Source organism: Pseudomonas sp. PS01300 (genome assembly GCF_029960155.1).
GTDB lineage: Bacteria > Pseudomonadota > Gammaproteobacteria > Pseudomonadales > Pseudomonadaceae > Aquipseudomonas > Aquipseudomonas palmensis.
Genome location: NZ_JASCPN010000025.1, coordinates 24,548 through 39,839, shown reverse-complemented (window position 1 = coordinate 39,839; position 15,292 = coordinate 24,548). Strand labels below are relative to the sequence as shown.

Here is a 15,292-nt window from a genome sequence, read left to right as displayed (position 1 = left end):
CGCCCTGGAGCAAGCCATGCAAGACCTCGATCCCGTCGAAACCCAGGAATGGCTGGACGCCCTGGAGTCGGTTCTCGACAAAGAAGGCGAAGACCGCGCTCACTATCTGATGACCCGTATGGGCGAGCTGGCCACCCGTAGTGGCTCCCAGCTGCCGTATGCCATCACCACGCCATACCGCAACACGATTCCTGTCACCCACGAAGCACGCATGCCTGGCGACCTGTTCATGGAACGCCGCATTCGCTCGTTGGTCCGCTGGAACGCGCTGGCCATGGTAATGCGCACCAACCTGAAAGACTCGGACCTGGGCGGCCACATCTCCAGCTTCGCCTCCAGCGCCACGCTGTACGACATCGGCTTCAACTACTTCTTCCAGGCCCCGACCGACGAGCACGGCGGCGACCTGATCTACTTCCAGGGCCATGCCTCGCCGGGCGTCTACGCCCGTGCCTTCATGGAAGGCCGCATCAGCGAAGACCAGATGAACAACTTCCGTCAGGAAGTCGATGGTCAAGGCCTGTCGTCCTACCCGCACCCGTGGCTGATGCCTGACTTCTGGCAGTTCCCGACCGTGTCGATGGGCCTGGGCCCGATCCAGGCGATCTACCAGGCACGTTTCATGAAGTACATGGAAAGCCGCGGCTACATCCCTGCCGGCAAGCAGAAGATCTGGTGCTTCATGGGCGACGGCGAGTGCGACGAGCCGGAATCCCTGGGCGCGATCTCCCTGGCAGGCCGCGAGAAGCTGGACAACCTGATCTTCGTCATCAACTGCAACCTGCAGCGCCTCGACGGCCCGGTTCGCGGCAACGGCAAGATCATCCAGGAACTCGAAGGCGTGTTCCGTGGTGGTGGCTGGAACGTCAACAAGGTGGTCTGGGGCCGTTTCTGGGACCCACTGCTGGCCAAGGACGTCGACGGCATCCTGCAGCGCCGCATGGACGAAGTCATCGACGGCGAGTACCAGAACTACAAGGCCAAGGACGGCGCGTTCGTCCGTGAGCACTTCTTCAACACCCCGGAACTCAAGGCCATGGTCGCCGACCTGTCCGACGACGAGATCTGGAAGCTCAACCGTGGTGGCCACGACCCGTACAAGGTCTATGCAGCCTACCACCAGGCGGTCAACCACAAGGACCAGCCTACGGTCATCCTGGCCAAGACCATCAAGGGTTACGGCACCGGTGCTGGCGAAGCCAAGAACACCGCGCACAACACCAAGAAGGTCGACGTCGACAGCCTGCGTCACTTCCGCGATCGTTTCGACATCCCGGTCAAGGACGAAGACCTGGAGAACCTGCCGTTCTTCAAGCCTGAAGAAGGCAGCGCCGAAGCCCGTTACCTGAGCGAGCGCCGTTCTGCCCTGGGCGGTTTCGTGCCACAGCGCCGGGCCAAGAGCTTCAGCATCCCGACCCCGCCACTGGAAACCCTCAAGGCGATCCTGGACGGCTCGGGCGACCGTGAGATCTCCACCACCATGGCCTTCGTGCGCATCCTCGCGCAGCTGGTCAAGGACAAGGAAATCGGCCAGCGCATCGTCCCGATCATCCCGGACGAAGCACGTACCTTCGGTATGGAAGGCATGTTCCGCCAGCTGGGCATCTACTCGTCCGTCGGTCAGCTCTACGAGCCCGTCGACAAGGACCAGGTGATGTTCTACCGCGAGGACAAGAAGGGCCAGATCCTCGAGGAAGGCATCAACGAAGCCGGCGCCATGTCGTCGTTCATCGCCGCCGGTACCTCGTACTCGAACCACAACCAGCCGATGCTGCCGTTCTACATCTTCTACTCGATGTTCGGCTTCCAGCGTATCGGCGACCTGGCCTGGGCCGCTGGCGACAGCCGCACCCGTGGCTTCCTGATCGGCGGTACTGCCGGGCGTACCACCCTCAACGGTGAAGGCCTGCAGCACGAAGACGGTCACAGCCACATGCTGGCCGCGACCATCCCGAACTGCCGCACCTATGATCCGACCTACGGCTACGAGCTGGCGGTGATCATCCAGGACGGCATGAAGAAGATGACCGAAGAGCAACAGGACGTCTTCTACTACATCACCGTGATGAACGAGTCCTACCAGCAGCCTGCCATTCCGGCCGGTGTCGAGGAAGGCATCATCAAGGGCATGTACCTGCTCGAGGAAGATACCAAGGACGCAGCGCACCACGTCCAGCTGATGGGCTCCGGCACCATCCTGCGCGAAGTGCGTGAAGCGGCGAAGATCCTGCGTGAAGAGTTCAACGTCGGTGCCGACGTGTGGAGCGTCACCAGCTTCAACGAACTGCGTCGCGACGGCCTGGCCGTGGAGCGCAGCAACCGCCTGCACCCTGGCCAGAAGCCCAAGCAGACCTACATCGAGGAGTGCCTGGGCGGCCGCAAGGGCCCGGTCATCGCCTCTACCGACTACATGAAGCTGTTCGCCGAGCAGATTCGTCAGTGGGTACCGAGCAAGGAATTCAAGGTCCTGGGTACCGATGGCTTCGGTCGCAGCGACAGCCGCAAGAAGCTGCGTCACTTCTTCGAAGTCGACCGTCACTTCGTGGTGCTGGCTGCCCTGGAAGCCCTGGCTGACCGTGGCGAGATCGAACCGAAGGTCGTGGCCGATGCCATCACCAAGTTCGGCATCGACCCGGACAAGCGCAACCCACTGGACTGCTGAGGAGTATTTTTAAGTGAGCGAACTCATTCGCGTACCTGACATCGGCAGCGGTGAAGGTGAAATCATCGAGCTGTTCGTCAAAGTCGGCGACCGTATCGAAGCCGACCAGAGCCTGCTGACCCTGGAGTCGGACAAGGCCTCCATGGAGATCCCGGCCCCCAAGGCCGGTGTGATCAAGGCCCTGAAGGTCAAGCTGGGCGACCGCCTGAAAGAAGGCGACGAACTGCTGGAACTGGAAGTCGAGGGCGCCGCTGCGGCGCCCGAGGCACCGGCTGACGCTGCGCCTGCCGCCGAACAAAAGCCTGCTGCCGCCCCGGCTGCAGAGGCTGCCCCGGCACCGGCCGCTGCACCTGCGGCTGCCACTGTGCAGGACATCCACGTGCCGGACATCGGCTCGTCGGGCAAGGCCAAGATCATCGAGCTGCTGGTCAAGGTCGGCGACAGCGTCGAAGCCGACCAGTCGCTGATTACCCTGGAGTCCGACAAGGCCTCGATGGAAATCCCGTCGCCGGCTGCCGGCGTGGTGGAAAGCATCGGCGTCAAGCTCGAAGACGAAGTCGGCACTGGCGACTTCATCCTCAAGCTCAAGGTCCAGGGCGCCGCCGCGCCAGCAGCGCCTGCCGCTGCTGCACCGGCTGCCAAGGCTGAAGCGGCCCCGGCTGCTGCGCCTGCCGCCGCACCGGCTGCCAAGGCCGAAGCCGCACCGGCCCCGGCCGCTGCGCCAGCGCCAAGCGGTGCCAAGGTTCACGCCGGCCCTGCCGTGCGTCAGCTGGCCCGCGAGTTCGGCGTCGAGCTGAGCGCCGTGGCTGCCAGCGGCCCGCACGGCCGCGTGCTCAAGGAAGACGTGCAGGTGTACGTCAAGGCCATGATGCAGAAGGCCAAGGAAGCACCGGCTGCCGGCGCGACCGGTGGTGCGGGCATCCCGCCGATTCCGGCCGTCGACTTCAGCCGCTTCGGTGAAACCGAAGAAGTGCCGATGACCCGCCTGATGCAGGCTGGCGCCACCAACCTGCACCGCAGCTGGCTGAACGTGCCGCACGTGACCCAGTTCGACAGCGCCGACATCACCGAGCTGGAAGCCTTCCGCGTTGCGCAGAAGGCCGTGGCCGAGAAAGCCGGCGTCAAGCTGACCGTGCTGCCCTTGCTGCTCAAGGCCTGTGCGCACCTGCTCAAGGAACTGCCGGACTTCAACGCGTCGCTGGCCCCTAGTGGCAAGGCGATCATTCGCAAGAAGTACGTCAACGTCGGTTTCGCCGTGGATACGCCAGACGGCCTGCTGGTTCCCGTGATCAAGAACGTCGACCAGAAGAGCCTGCTGCAGCTGGCTGCAGAAGCGGCGGCCCTGGCTGAAAAGGCCCGCACCAAGAAGCTTTCTGCCGACGACATGCAGGGCGCCTGCTTCACCATCTCCAGCCTCGGTCACATTGGCGGCACCGGCTTCACGCCGATCGTCAACGCGCCGGAAGTGGCGATCCTGGGTGTGTCCAAGGCCACCATCCAGCCGGTGTGGGATGGCAAGGCGTTCCAGCCCAAGCTGATGCTGCCGCTGTCGCTGTCGTACGATCACCGCGTGATCAACGGTGCCGCTGCCGCGCGCTTCACCAAGCGCCTGGGCGAGCTGCTGACCGACATCCGCACCATGCTGCTGTAACTGCTGCACGCCGTGCTCCCCTGCCGGGGAGCACGGACACTGTTTTCGAGCTGCCACGCTCGTACCTCAACCCCGCCATCTGGCGGGGCTTTTTTTGCCTGCGATTCATGCCGTGCCGCTCAACGTCCCACCTTGAGCGGCACCGCCAGACGCAATCCGTCTCGGCATTACTGAAGAATTTGTACCTGTCAGCCGATACAGATCAAGCCAGGCCACTCTATTGCTTGTCAGCCTCAAGCACATGATGCAACCTTGCTCAAACGCGTAGCAGCACTTCGCCCAGCCCGCGCCAACAGCCTTCTTGAAGCGAGCTTCCCATGAAAAGCCAACCTGATGCCGCCAGCCGTACGGTGGCCGAGGTAGTGACGCAGTTGCCGGTGCCTTCGCGGCTCGGCATGCTGCGTTTCGAGCGGCTGAATGAGGCCAGCTGGGCCATGCTGTTCCTCGACCCGGGCTGCGAGCGTCAGTTCGGCCAGGCGGCCGTCGACCTGTGTGCGCTGATCGGCTCGCCCTATGCCAGCCTGATGGAGCCCGAGGCACGCTACAAGCTGCACGACACCATCGAGCTGCAACTGGCGCAGCGTCCGTACTACCTGGTGCGTTATACCCTGCACACCAGCCTGGGCCCGCTCAATATGCTGGAGCTGGGCGAAGCCTACCGGCAGCACAACCGCCAGTTGCTGCGCGGCTATCTGCTGGTGCTCGATGCCCAGCCCAACGACACACCCGACCTTTCGGCGGCAGAACTCGAAACCCGCAACAACCGCCTGCAGATCGCCCTGCAGCTCAACCAGCAGGCGCAGCAGGAACAGCTCGAGCACCTGGAGCGTGTACGCGCCCAGCAAGACCTGATCCTGCGCCTGGCGCGCCAGCGCTACAGCGCCGACAACTCGCTGCAGGAAGCCGCCGAGCTGATCACCCGCAGTGCCTGCGAAATCTACAGCATCGACTGCGCCAGCATCTGGTACCTGGAAGGCCAGCAACTGGAACCGATCTCGGCGTTCTACCGCGCCACCCAGGAGTACCGCCTGCCCGAGGCGATCGATGCCGGGCGATTTCCCGACTACCTCGAGGCGCTGCACACCAGCCGCGCCATCGATGCGCACAACGCGGCGCGCGACCCACGCACCCGCGAAATCTCCGAGAGCCTGCGCCAGCGCGGTATCCACGCCATGCTCGATGCCAGCATCCGCATCGACGGCCAGGTGGTCGGCGTGCTCTGCCTGGAACACAGCGGCTCGACCCGGGCCTGGCAATCGGATGAAATCGCCTTTGCCGGTGAGCTGGCCGACCAGTTCGCCCAGGTCATCAACAACCACAACCGGCGCACCGCCACCAGCGCCCTGCACCTGTTCCAGCGCGCGGTGGAACAAAGCGCCAACGCCTTTCTGCTGGTCAACCGCGATGGCGTGGTGGAATACGTCAACCCCAGCTTCACCGAGATCACCCAGTACACACCCGAAGAGGTGCATGGCCACCGCCTGTCCGAGCTCACCGCACTGGAGAACCTCAGCGAGCTGCTGTTCGACTCGCCGTCGAGCCTGGCCATGGGCAACAGCTGGCAGGGCGAATTCAAGAGCCGGCGCAAGAACCTCGAGCCCTACTGGGGCCAACTGTCGATCTCCAAGGTGTATGGCGACAACCGCGAGTTGACCCACTACATCGGCATCTACGAAGACATCACCCAGAGCAAGCTGGCCCAGCAGCGCATCGAACGCCTGGCCTACACCGACAACCTCACCAGCCTGGGCAACCGCCCGGCGTTCATCCGCAGCCTCGACGAGCGCTTCGAGCGCGACAGCGACAGCCCCATCTGCCTGCTGCTGGTGGACATCGACAACTTCAAGCGTATCAACGACAGCCTCGGGCACCAGACCGGCGACAAGCTGCTGATCAGCCTGGCCCGGCGCCTGCGCAACAGCCTGAGCCCCGGTGGCAGCCTGGCGCGCTTTGCCAGCAACGAGTTCGCCGTGCTGCTGGAGGACAGCAGCCTGGATGCCGGCCAGCAGGTGGCCCAGCAGTTGCTCAACACCCTCGACAAGCCGATGTTCGTCGACAACCAGCTGATCAGCGTGACCGGCTCGGTGGGCCTGGCGTGTGCGCCGCTGCACGGGCGCGACCCGCAGACCCTGATGAAGAACGCCGGCCTGGCCCTGCACAAGGCCAAGGCCAACGGCAAGCACCAGGTGCAGGTGTTCACCGAGGCGCTCAACGCCGAGGCCAGCTACAAGCTGTTCGTGGAAAACAACCTGCGCCGCGCCCTGACCCAGAACGAACTGGACGTGTTCTACCAGCCCAAGCTGTGCCTGCGCAGCGGTCGCCTGCTCGGCCTGGAGGCCCTGCTACGCTGGAACCACCCGGAGCGGGGCATGATCCGCCCCGACCAGTTCATCAGCGTGGCCGAGGAAACCGGGCTGATCATCCCCATCGGCAAGTGGATCGCGCGCCAGGCCTGCCGCATGAGCCAGCTGCTGAGCACCGAGGGCATGGGCAACCTGCAGGTGGCGATCAACCTGTCGCCCAAGCAGTTCTCCGACCCGGAGCTGGTCAGCTCGATCGCCAACATCCTCAAGGAAGAAGCCCTGCCGCCACACCTGCTGGAACTGGAACTGACCGAGGGCCTGCTGCTCGAAGCCACCGAGGATACCCACCGCCAGCTCGACGAGCTCAAGCAACTGGGCCTGACCCTGGCCATGGACGACTTCGGCACCGGCTACTCCTCGCTCAGCTACCTGAAGAAATTCCCGATCGACATCATCAAGATCGACCGCAGCTTCATCCACGAGATCCCGGACAACCAAGACGATATGGAAATCACCTCGGCAGTGGTGGCCATGGCTCACAACCTCAAGCTCAAGGTGGTGGCCGAAGGCATCGAGACCGCCGAACAGCTGGCGTTCCTGCGCCGCCACCGCTGCGACGTCGGCCAGGGCTACCTGTTCGACCGGCCGATCCCCGGCAGCGAGCTGATCGAAAAACTCAAGCGCTATCCGCGTGGCCCAATCGCCTGACAGCGGCGAAACACTCGGGCACACTACGGGTCTACCCCCTACACATCCTGCCTTGAAGAGGAACCGCCCATGGTCCTGCGCTCGGAGATTCTGGTGAACAAAAACGTACTGCCTGCCGCCGAACAGGCGCTGCCGGGTCGCGAGACCCCGATGACGCTGCCCGAGAAGCATTTCGTGTTCGAAGACACCCCGCTGCTGGGCCCGTTCTTCGAAGACGTCGATTTCGCGATCTTTGGCCTGGGCTGCTTCTGGGGTGCCGAGCGACGCTTCTGGCAGCGTGAAGGTGTGGTCAGCACCGTGGTCGGCTACGCCGGCGGTTTCACCCCCAACCCCACCTACGAAGAAGTCTGCTCGGGCCTGACCGGCCACACCGAAGTGGTGCTGGTGGTGTTCGACAAGGCCAAGGTCAGCTACCAGGACCTGCTGACCATGTTCTGGGAGCTGCACAACCCCACCCAGGGCATGCGCCAGGGCAACGACGTCGGCACCCAGTACCGTTCGGCCATCTACTGCACCAGCCCCGAACAGCTGGAACTGGCCGAGGCCAGCAGGCAGGCCTACCAGGCCGAGCTGAACAAGGCCGGTTTCGGCCAGATCACCACCGAGATCGCCCAGGCACCGACCGTGTACTTCGCCGAGGCCTATCACCAGCAGTACCTGGCCAAGAACCCGAATGGCTACTGCGGCATCGGCGGCACTGGCGTGTGCCTGCCACCCAGCCTGCAAGGCAACTGAGGCCACGCCATGAGCACACCGAGCATGACCCTGTTCCATGCCGCCGCCTCGCCGTTCGTGCGCAAGGTTCGCGTGCTGCTGCACGAAACCGGGCAGGCCGAGCGGGTAGCCCTGCATCCCGTCGACCTGAGCCCGATCAAGACCGATGCCGAGCTGAACCTGGGCAACCCGGCGGGCAAGATCCCGGCGTTGCGCCTGGAGGACGGCACGGTGCTGCATGACAGCCGCGTGATCGTCGAGTTTCTCGACCATCAGCATGTGGGCAACCCGCTGATCCCGCGCGAGGGCCCGGCGCGCTGGCGGCGCCTGACCCTGGCGTCGCTGGCCGATGCGATCATGGACGCGGCGGTGGTGGCGCGCTACGAGACCTTCCTGCGCCCTGAGGACAAGCGCTGGACGCCGTGGGTCGACGCCCAGCAGGACAAGATCCGGCGCGCGCTGGCGCACCTGGAAGACGAGCACCTGGCCGAACTGGCCTCGGTGTTCGACGTAGCGGCAATCGGGGTGGCCTGCGCGCTGGGCTACATCGACCTGCGCCTGCCGGACCTTGGCTGGCGCGAGCGCCAGCCGAACCTGGCAGCCTGGTATGCCGAGGTGAGTCAGCGCGAATCGATGCTAAAGACCGCCCCTTCTGTGGCCTGATCGGGCCTCATCACGGGTCAAGCTCACCCCCACAGATCTGCTGCTGCCCTTGAGGCTTGTACCGGACCTGTGGGAGCGGGCTTGACCCGCGATGAAGTCGACGCTGATCTCGGCAGCCCAGATCAACCTGATTTCCCCCACCATCACAGCCCCCAGCGTGCGTTCCTCTCTCAATCCGCTCATTTCAAGATCCCCTGCCCAACCTGATACCAGTCCAGGCGGCGTGTCAGCACCATGAACACCCCAAGCAGGCCGAACAGCAGCAACGAGCCCATCAGCAGCGCGTAGTCCTCGGCGCCCAGCAGCCCGTACAGCATCGCGTACAGCACCAGCAAGCCCGCCGCAAACCCCAGCCCGCGCGCCAGGCTGCGCAGCACGTGGCACAGGTAGAAGCCGATCAGCAGCACGCAGCCGCCCGCCGACAGCGCATACGCCAACCCGAACCCCAGGTGCTCCGACAACGACAGCAACAGCAGGTAGAAGAACGCCAGGGCCACACCCACCAGCGCATACTGGATCGGGTGCACGCTGAGGTTCTTGAGAATCTCGAACAGGAAGAACCCGGCAAAGGTCAGCGCAATGAACAACAGCGCATACTTGATCGCCCGCTCGCTCTTGAGGTACTGGTCCACCGGGTCGACGAAGCTCACGCCGAAACTGCGCCCGTGAAAGTCGTCGCAGGCGTTGTTGACCACACACTGGGTCAGCGCATCCTCCAGGTTGGTGGAGAAGAACGAGGTCTGCCAGCGCGCGCTGAAGCCGTGGGCGTCGATCTCGCGGCTGATGGGCAGGTAGTTGCCGATGAAGCTTGGATGCGGCCAGTTCGCCGCCATGTTCACCGTGGTGCTGCGCCCTACCGGCAGCACATGCAGGCGCCCGGTGCCCTGCAGGCTCAGGTCGAAGGCGTAGTCCAGGCGGGTCTCGGCGCGGCCGTCGAGGTCGGGCAGCGTCACGTGCACACCGCCGCCCAGCCAGCCCAGCCCCGTGCCCGCGGCGAAGGCCAGCGACTGGCCATTCACGTTCAGTTCCAGGCTCTTCTCGATACCGCGGATATCGCTGATGCCCACGGCCAGAAACGCCGGGTCGAAGCGGTAATCGTCGAAGTCTTCGGTGATGCCCCACTGCGCCGGCACCTTGAATTGCCCGCTGATGCGGTTGTCGGCGTGGAACAGGCGCGCCTGGTAGATGCCCCGCGAACGCAGCTCGGTGTCGACCTTGGCGTCGACCTCCAGGGTTTCGGGCAGAAAGTACAGATGCCCGGCCACCGTGCTGGTCTGCTGCTGGGTGCTGCCATCCACGGTTTTCCAGGTGCGCTGGATCTTGCGGTACGGCACCACCAGCAGCGGCCCGCTGATCTGCTGGCTGTAGCTGGAGCTCTGGGCGATGTCCTCGACCACACTGTCGCGCTGCTGCTGGCGGTCCTGGATCAGGCCGCCGATCATCAGCAGGGGTATCAGCAGCAACACGATCAGAAAGGCGATGGCGCCCAGTTTGATGCTCAGGGTTCGGTTCATGGGCAATGGCTCCGGTTTCGATGGAGCCAGTCTGCCCGCCGTGCATGGAGCGGGTTGGGCGCTTGTGTGGAGTTATGTGGAGAGTGCGTGGAGCTCAGCCCAGCCGCTCGTTGGGCAGCCACAGGCGCACCCGCACGCCGTCCTCGACGTTGGCCACCTCCAGCGAGCCGCCATGCAGCTGCATCACTTCCTCGACGAAGTTCAGCCCAAGGCCTGTGCTCTTGCGCCCCGTGCCCGGGCGCGGCAGCGAGTAGAAGCGCTCGCTGAGCCGGCCCAGGGCATAGTCCGGGATCGCCGCCCCCTGGTTGTACAGGCTCAGCGCCAGCCGTGGGCCCCGTGTCTCCAAATCGACCACCAGCAGGCCGCCTGGCGGGGTGAAGTCCAGAGCGTTCTCCAGCAGGTTGCCGATGGCCTGGCGCAGCAGAAACGGTTCGCACAGCAGCCGCACGCTGGCCGGTACCCGCTGGCGCACCTGCAGGCCGGCGCTTTCGATGCGCGCGCTCTGGGCCAGCAGCACCTCGTCCACCAGCGCCGCCAGCGGCACCTGCTGCTGGTCTTCCAGGCCCTGGCGCTGCTCGACCTGAGCCAGGTCCAGCAGCCGCTCGATCAACTGCTGCATGCGCGCGCTCTCGCTTTCGATATTGCTGGCAAAGCGTTGGCGCTGCTCGTCGCTCATCGGCCCCTGCAGCAGCTCGCTGGCCCCGCGAATCGCCGCCAGCGGGCTTTTCAGCTCGTGGGTCAGGGTGTGAACGTAGCGCTCCACATACGCCCTGCCCTCCAGCTGCGTGCGCATGCGCTCCACCGCACCGGCCAGTTGCGCCAGCTCGCCGCCGCGGTAATGCGGCAAGGCCACGCGTTCACCCTCGCTGACCGCCTGTGCATAGCGCGTCAGCCGACGTAGCGAGCGCGCCAGCCACCACGACAGCCCGGCGCCCACCAGCAGGCCCAGCACGATCAGGCCAAGGCCCAGGTTGAACAGGCGCCGCTCGGAGCGATCGATGTACGGCTGCAACGACTTGTTCGGCTTGGCCACGGTGACCACGCCGATGATCTTGCCGGCATCGATGATCGGCGCCGCCACGTGCATCACCGACGACTCCGGGTCGTCCGGATCGCTGCGGGTGGAGCGGGCGCCGTACTCGCCGCGCAGGGTCAGGTACACGTCGTTCCAGCGCGAATAGTCCTGGCCCAGGGCTTCGCCGCTGGAGTCGAGCAACACCTTGCCGTTGGCGTCGGTGACGTAGATGCGGTGGTTGACCTCGTTCTTGGCCAGGCCCCAGATATCGGCCCTGGGCTGGCGCTTGCCGTAAGCCTTGAGCAGCTCGGGCAGCCGGCCCTGGCCGAGGGTGCCGGCCTTGACCTCGTCGCGCAGAATCTCGGCCAGCAGGTTGGCGGTGTCCACCAGGGTTTCCTCGGTGGACTGGCGCACACCCGGGCGCACCTGTTCGCGCACGGTGTTGAGGATGAAGTAGCCGGTCAGCCCGACGAACAGGAAGTACACCAGGAAGATGCGGATGCCCAGGCGCATCAGCTGTGCCCGGGGCTGTAGCTGTAGCCCAGGCCGCGGTGGGTCTGGATAGGTTCGGCGTCGGCCTGCACGGTGCGCAGCTTGGCGCGCAGGCTCTTGATGTGGCTGTCGACGTTGCGCTCGTAGCCGGCCTCGGCCGGCACGCCGGTGGCATCCAGCAGTTGTTCGCGGCTGAACACCCGTTCGGGTTGTTCGAGCAGGCATTGCAGCAGGCGAAATTCGTGCCGGGTGAGGTTGAGCGATTGACCGCGATAGCTGATCTGCAGGCGCTGGGAGTCGATGCTGAAGGGCGTTTCGGGGGCCTCGGGTTCGCTGCGCGGGGTCATGCGCTTGAGGATGGCGCGTACCCGCGCCGCCACTTCACGCGGGCTGAAGGGTTTGACCACATAGTCGTCGGCACCGATCTCCAGGCCCACCACGCGGTCGATCTCCCCATCGCGGGCGCTGAGGAACATCACCGGCACCTCGCTGAAGCGGCGCAGCTGGCGGCAGGTTTCGAAGCCGTTGATATCCGGCAGGCCGATATCGAGAATGATCAGGTCAGCCGGGCGCTGACGCTGCTGTTCCAGCGCGGCGCTGCCCAGGGTCACCCATTCGGTGCTGTGACCGTCTCCTTGCAGGGCAAAGATCAGGGTGTCGGCGATGGCCGCTTCGTCTTCGACAATCAGTATGTGGGGCATGAGCGGTGCAGGCCTGGCAGGTTTGGGTGCACTTGTAGGGGATTATCCCTCGACTGACAAGGCCCTGTCGCGGCTCAAGCCCGCTCCCACGGGAGAACGACGGCCCTTGTGGGAGCGGGCTTGAGCCGCGATGGATTCAACTCAGCATTCAGGCTTGCCCGCCGTGAACCGGCGCGCCGGGTTCACCGCCGCGCCGAACTCGCGCAGCGCCTTGGCCCCGATCAGCAGCGGGTAGTTGAAGCTGCTGCGGTCGGTCAGGTTGACCTCCACCGTGCGCTTGACGTCGCCCAGGCACAACTCCAGCTCCACCACCGGACGCTTGGCCGGGTCGGGTGCTTCGCCGTCCTCGTCTTCATCGGCGCGGCTCTTGATCTTGCTGATGCGCGCCACCTTGTGTTCATACACCTTGCCGTCGGCATCCTTGGTCGCCAGGCGGAACCGCACCCAGTCCTCACCATCACGCTTGAAGCGCTCGATGTCCTTGGCCGACAGCGACGCGGTCAGCGCGCCGGTGTCCATCTTGGCCTTGAACGTCTGGTCGAGGTCCGCCACGCCAATGTATTCATAACGGCCATACAGGGTCGGCTCGGCGGCCATCACCGGCAAGGCCAGCAGGGAAAGCAGTGCAAGTACGGATTTCACCGGGTCAGCTTCCTTGAGAAAAGTCTGTGTTTAGACTGCCGCAGCAGCATAGGTTCGTCGCCACAGGGTATTCAACACAATGTGAAACATTTGTCCGCGCCGTGGGCTGCCCAGAATTTGGCCTGAACCGAATCCCTGCTTATCATGGCCGACCGCCTAACCGAAAATCAGAGTTTTCTTATGCGCCGCCTGCTTACCGGCAGTCTTGTGACCCTGCTGCTCTTGCTCAACACCCTGGTGCTGATCGGCCCGTTGCTGGTCTTCGCCCTGCTCAAGCTGGTACTGCCCGGCCGCTACCGCGACTACGCCTCGTGGGCGGTGATGTGGATCGCCGAGACCTGGGCCGAGATCGACAAGCTGATCTTCGCCCTGTGCATCCCCACCCGCTGGGACGTGCGCGGCGCCGCCGACCTGCGCCTGGACACCTCCTACCTGATGGTCAGCAACCACCAGAGCTGGGTGGATATTCCCGCGCTGATCCAGGTGTTCAACCGGCGCATTCCGTTCTTCAAGTTCTTCCTGAAAAAGGAACTGATCTGGGTGCCGTTCCTGGGCCTGGCCTGGTGGGCGCTGGACTACCCGTTCATGAAGCGCTACAGCAAGGCCTTTCTCGAACGCCACCCGCACCTCAAGGGCCAGGACCTGGAGATCACCAAGGCCGCCTGCGAGCTGTTCAAGCGCCAGCCGGTGACCGTGGTCAACTACCTCGAAGGCACCCGCTTCACCCCGGCCAAGCGCGATGCCCAGGGCTCGCCGTTCCGCCACCTGCTCAAGCCCAAGGCCGGCGGCGTGGCGTTCGTGCTCGCCGCGCTGGGCGAACAGCTCGACGCCCTGCTCGACGTGACCCTGGTGTACCCCGGCGACACCGCGCCGGGGTTCTGGGACCTGGTCAGCGGTGCAGTGCCGCGAGTGATCGTGGACATCCAGGTACGCGCACTGGACCCGGCCCTGTGGCGCGGCGACTACGAGAACGACCCGCAATTCCGGCGCAGCGTACAGGACTGGGTCAACCAGCTGTGGCACGACAAGGACGCGCGCATCGAGCAACTGCGCCAGGAGCTGCGCCGCTAGCCGATGATCGCGTGGGGCACGAAGCGGCTGCTGTCCTTGGTGATCAGCGAGTTGTCCTCGCGAATGCCGATGCCTGCCGGCTGATCGCCAACCACCCAGCTGCCGATCACCGTGTGGCTGCCGGCAAACCGTGGCAAGGCATGAAACTGCTGGATCACGTGGGGGCCACTGCCATACGGCCCCTCCTCCTTCACCCGCTGCCCGTCAGGGGTATGAATCTCCACATTCGCCCCCTCCCGCGAGAAGAACGGCTTGCGCACCCACCCCGGCGCCAGCGGCCGTTCGGGCGTGGCGTCGATGAATGCGGGCAGCAGGTTCGGGTGCCCTTCGTGCTGCTCCCACAGCAGCGCCAGCATGCCCTTGTTCGACAGCAGCGCCTTCCAGGGCGGCTCGACGAACAGCGTGCCGCTGCCGGCAATCGCCGGGCCATAGCGGTCGTGGAACATGTCTTCCCACGGGTAGAGCTTGAACAGGCTGGGGATCGGCGCCCCACTGCGGTCGATGAAACGCCCGGCCGGGTTCAGGCCGATGTCTTCCACATCGATCAGGCGTGTATCGAGCCCGGCGGCGGTGGCAATGTCGCACAGGTACTGCACCGTGCCACGATCCTCCAGCGAGTCCCTGACCGAGGCAAAGTAGAACGGCGTGGCAAAGGTGTTGGCGCCGAACACCTGGCCGAGCTTCTCTTCAAGGCTGTTGAACTGGTCGGCATCGGCCGGCAGTACGCCGCGCTGCATCTGCTGCTCAAGCCACAGGTACTGGAAGAAGCCGGCCTCGTACAGCGAGGTGGGTGTGTCGTAGTTGGCTTCCAGCAGCTTGGCCGGGCCATGGCCGTCGTAGCTCAGGTCCATGCGCCCGTAGAAATGCGGGTGCCCGTCGCGCCATGAGCGGCGGATCAGGTCGCGGTAGTCACGCGGGATGGCCAGGCGGTCGAGCAGCTCTTCGCTGTCCACTGCCCGCGCCACCAGGTCCATGCACAGCTCGTGCAACTGGCGGGTGGGTTCTTCGAGGTCGTCCTCGATCTGGCGCAGGGTGAACTGGTAGCACGCCGACTCGTCCCAGTACGGCTCGTCGCCGAAGGTGTGGAACCTGAAGCCGTAGTGTTCGGCGGTGGCTTTCCAGTCCGCGCGCGGGGTGCAGGCAATACGTTTCATCG

Annotated in this window: 11 protein-coding genes; 6 read left to right on the top strand and 5 right to left on the bottom strand. The window is 64.8% G+C overall.

Translation table 11 applies throughout. The features are described 5' to 3' along the window. The first annotated feature begins 16 nt into the window (after positions 1–16). The 5 genes from aceE (at position 17) to QMX96_RS14130 (ending at position 8,701) form a co-directional block, all read left to right on the top strand. Entirely contained in the window at positions 17–2,662 is a 2,646-nt protein-coding gene (gene aceE / locus QMX96_RS14150; RefSeq protein WP_043863655.1) for a pyruvate dehydrogenase (acetyl-transferring), homodimeric type, read from the top strand. Positions 2,663–2,675: 13 nt separating this feature from the next. Beyond that, positions 2,676–4,313 carry a dihydrolipoyllysine-residue acetyltransferase gene (aceF, locus tag QMX96_RS14145; RefSeq protein ID WP_058541811.1) on the top strand — a complete coding sequence of 546 codons (1,638 nt, stop codon included), beginning with the start codon at positions 2,676–2,678 and terminating at the stop codon, positions 4,311–4,313. A gap of 317 nt (positions 4,314–4,630) precedes the next feature. Further along, on the top strand, positions 4,631–7,324 hold the full coding sequence (locus tag QMX96_RS14140) for a GGDEF and EAL domain-containing protein (protein WP_043863653.1): 2,694 nt from the start codon (positions 4,631–4,633) through the stop codon (positions 7,322–7,324). A 69-nt stretch (positions 7,325–7,393) separates the two neighbouring features. After that, a complete protein-coding gene (gene msrA / locus QMX96_RS14135; RefSeq protein ID WP_043863652.1) occupies positions 7,394–8,059 on the top strand; it encodes a peptide-methionine (S)-S-oxide reductase MsrA in 666 nt (221 codons plus the stop codon). Positions 8,060–8,068: 9 nt separating this feature from the next. Then, positions 8,069–8,701, top strand: a complete 633-nt coding sequence (locus QMX96_RS14130; RefSeq protein WP_054915994.1) for a glutathione S-transferase — start codon at positions 8,069–8,071, stop codon at positions 8,699–8,701. 179 nt (positions 8,702–8,880) lie between these two features. Here the strand turns inward: QMX96_RS14130 and creD are convergent, their stop codons facing one another. The 4 genes from creD to QMX96_RS14110 all read right to left on the bottom strand — a co-directional run bounded on the left by creD (position 8,881) and on the right by QMX96_RS14110 (position 13,065). Further along, positions 8,881–10,215, bottom strand: coding sequence for a cell envelope integrity protein CreD (creD, locus tag QMX96_RS14125; protein ID WP_043863650.1), 1,335 nt, complete (start codon positions 10,213–10,215; stop codon positions 8,881–8,883). Positions 10,216–10,309: 94 nt separating this feature from the next. After that, positions 10,310–11,743: a two-component system sensor histidine kinase CreC gene (gene creC / locus QMX96_RS14120; protein ID WP_043863649.1), complete on the bottom strand. Its 1,434-nt coding sequence runs from the start codon at positions 11,741–11,743 to the stop codon at positions 10,310–10,312. Continuing rightward, positions 11,743–12,423 (bottom strand): two-component system response regulator CreB, encoded by a 681-nt coding sequence (gene creB / locus QMX96_RS14115; protein ID WP_123753443.1) that lies wholly within the window; start codon positions 12,421–12,423, stop codon positions 11,743–11,745. Before creB ends, creC begins: the two co-directional genes overlap by 1 nt. A gap of 141 nt (positions 12,424–12,564) precedes the next feature. Continuing rightward, complete coding sequence (locus tag QMX96_RS14110) at positions 12,565–13,065, bottom strand: ATP-dependent zinc protease (RefSeq protein WP_043863647.1); 501 nt, start codon at positions 13,063–13,065, stop codon at positions 12,565–12,567. 180 nt (positions 13,066–13,245) lie between these two features. Here QMX96_RS14110 and QMX96_RS14105 point away from each other — a divergent pair, with 180 nt between their 5' ends. Continuing rightward, positions 13,246–14,136, top strand: a complete 891-nt coding sequence (locus QMX96_RS14105; RefSeq protein ID WP_043863646.1) for an acyltransferase — start codon at positions 13,246–13,248, stop codon at positions 14,134–14,136. On the opposite strand, the gene QMX96_RS14100 is transcribed toward QMX96_RS14105, so the two are convergent. Then, positions 14,133–15,290: a glutathionylspermidine synthase family protein gene (locus QMX96_RS14100; protein ID WP_043863645.1), complete on the bottom strand. Its 1,158-nt coding sequence runs from the start codon at positions 15,288–15,290 to the stop codon at positions 14,133–14,135. The two genes, QMX96_RS14105 and QMX96_RS14100, sit on opposite strands and share 4 nt — an antisense overlap. Positions 15,291–15,292 lie beyond the last annotated feature (2 nt).

What these genes read in the sequence shown, in the direction of transcription:
- QMX96_RS14100 (WP_043863645.1), bottom strand. Translation starts at nt 15,290, where the DNA reads ATGAAACGTATTGCCTGCACCCCGCGCGCGGACTGGAAAGCCACCGCC.
- aceE (WP_043863655.1), top strand. Translation starts at nt 17, where the DNA reads ATGCAAGACCTCGATCCCGTCGAAACCCAGGAATGGCTGGACGCCCTG.
- creC (WP_043863649.1), bottom strand. Translation starts at nt 11,743, where the DNA reads ATGCGCCTGGGCATCCGCATCTTCCTGGTGTACTTCCTGTTCGTCGGG.
- creD (WP_043863650.1), bottom strand. Translation starts at nt 10,215, where the DNA reads ATGAACCGAACCCTGAGCATCAAACTGGGCGCCATCGCCTTTCTGATC.
- msrA (WP_043863652.1), top strand. Translation starts at nt 7,394, where the DNA reads ATGGTCCTGCGCTCGGAGATTCTGGTGAACAAAAACGTACTGCCTGCC.
- creB (WP_123753443.1), bottom strand. Translation starts at nt 12,423, where the DNA reads ATGCCCCACATACTGATTGTCGAAGACGAAGCGGCCATCGCCGACACC.
- QMX96_RS14105 (WP_043863646.1), top strand. Translation starts at nt 13,246, where the DNA reads ATGCGCCGCCTGCTTACCGGCAGTCTTGTGACCCTGCTGCTCTTGCTC.
- QMX96_RS14130 (WP_054915994.1), top strand. Translation starts at nt 8,069, where the DNA reads ATGAGCACACCGAGCATGACCCTGTTCCATGCCGCCGCCTCGCCGTTC.
- QMX96_RS14140 (WP_043863653.1), top strand. Translation starts at nt 4,631, where the DNA reads ATGAAAAGCCAACCTGATGCCGCCAGCCGTACGGTGGCCGAGGTAGTG.